Source organism: Acetivibrio ethanolgignens, from assembly GCF_001461035.1.
Lineage (GTDB): Bacteria > Bacillota > Clostridia > Lachnospirales > Lachnospiraceae > Velocimicrobium > Velocimicrobium ethanolgignens.
The window spans coordinates 1-1,834 of the sequence record NZ_LNAM01000075.1; the positions used below are offsets into that span (position 1 = coordinate 1).

Annotated in this window: 1 protein-coding gene; it reads right to left on the reverse strand. The window is 41.4% G+C overall.

The window, feature by feature from the left end; genetic code table 11:
* Nucleotides 1-121 precede the first annotated feature (121 nt).
* The gene (locus ASU35_RS04555; RefSeq protein WP_058351876.1) at nucleotides 122-1,720 is read right to left on the reverse strand and encodes a transposase; all 1,599 of its coding nucleotides are present in this window, start codon (nucleotides 1,718-1,720) and stop codon (nucleotides 122-124) included.
* Nucleotides 1,721-1,834 lie beyond the last annotated feature (114 nt).

Genomic DNA, 1,834 nt, shown 5'->3' on the forward strand with positions numbered 1-1,834 from the left:
GATATTGAGGTCAAAACCATAAATAGATTTGTCCCTTCTCCTATAGTACCTTGAAAAATTCATATTTTGTAGTATATCGCCGGACTTTTTGGGATATATGCTGGGTATTCCCTCCCTTGTTTTATGCAAGTACCGGATTTTGGGCATAGTTTCCCAGACCCTTCACATAATTGAAGAGTTTTCGGAAATTCAACGCTGCTATTTTGGAACCAAAAAAGAACTTGCCACGCTGTTTTCCACGAGGCATCTTTTCCAAATGGTAATTCTTTCGGATATTTGACGGAACAGTTTCCACTCCATTACGGAGCCTTGCATAATTTTTGAATTCTTCGCTGCTCATGTTCCTCTGGATTTTTGCACGTTCATGAGCTGCTTTGGATGTTACTATTTTTGCAACCCGCTTATAGATCTTCGGCTTGCATTGATCCTGATACGGACAGCCTACACACTGCTCATGCAGAAAGGAAACGGCACACTGATTGCTTTGTTTCATATAAGAACAGCTTTTTGGTGAATGGCCAGCTGGACATCGGAGGACTTTTGTTCCCTCTTCGTTAAATTCAAAATCAGCAAGGATATCTGGAGCTGGTTTCCCTGTCAGGCTTGTGGTAATCAGTTCTACGTTTTTATCAGCTGCAAGTTGTGTGTTTTCTGTTCCGCTGTATGCTCCATCTGCGACTATAACAGTCCGTTCTTCCTGTTTACCCATCTGCTCAAGGTGTTCTTGGATAAACTGACTGTCACTGTGGTTGTTTTGCTCATACTGATACTCTGTTACAACAGAACCACTGGCTCCAACTGATTCCTCAAGATTGGCTGCATATCCCCGATGCTCTTTTCCTGCCTTGCTTCGGAATGTAGCTTCCGGATCAGAAGGATTTTGCAGCATGGATGATTTCATGCCACCGTCTTCTTTTGTCCGGAGTCTGCGCTTTTCATTTTCAACAATGGTCTGTTCTGAAAGGCATCTGACAAACAGATCATACTCTGTTGAATCATTGTAACCAGACTCACACAAGGCAAGGAGTTTATCTGCATCCGTTAAGAGTTGCTTTATACGATCATCTGCATTGGTACTGTGCTGATGATAAATCACTCTGTTAAAATCGTTAGGATCGATATAGTGTTTTAAATCGTCAGACAGAGCGGAACCATTGATTTTATTCACATACACCGCCAGCTTCGCGATGCAGGTGTATATCAGTTCCATCCGACTGAGTTTGCGGATGTTGGATTCAATCATCATGGAATCCATACGCCTGACTTTTCCACTGATTCCCATCAGCTTTGCAATGGAAGCACTTAAATCTTTCACACAATCGTGGTAGAGATCCTTGTTGTGAAGAGTTTCATAATCATAACACCTCTTGCGGAAACGGCTTAAGGTCTTGTCACTCAAAGGCTGTTCTTCAAAACTTGTTGTATGCAGGGCATACTGAATTCGAAAATCCAGCATAAGATTTTCAACCATCTCGTCATCGGAATAATCAAAAAGCTCTTTGATAATGAGAGCACCAACAATCACGTTGACCGGAGTATTCGGTCTGGATGCCTTATCACTGTATAAGACAGAAAAACGCTTTTCATCAATGGCAGGAAATATTTCATCTGCAAAGACCTTTGCCCAGGATTTATCCAGTGCTTTTTGTTCTCTGGCAGTTAATCCGGAGAAACTATCCGTAAATGACATTTGCTGGTAAGCGTTTTCTTTGAATGACATAGAGATTACCTTCTTTCCTTAGATATCTCTATTATACAGCAAGTAAACCATTTAGGCTACAAAATATATGAACTTTTCAAGGTACTATAGCGGGGCTTTTGACCCCAACATCAT

Bases quoted from the DNA above. Each gene is read 5' to 3' on its own strand.
- ASU35_RS04555 (WP_058351876.1), bottom strand. From the start codon at position 1,720: ATGTCATTCAAAGAAAACGCTTACCAGCAAATGTCATTTACGGATAGT.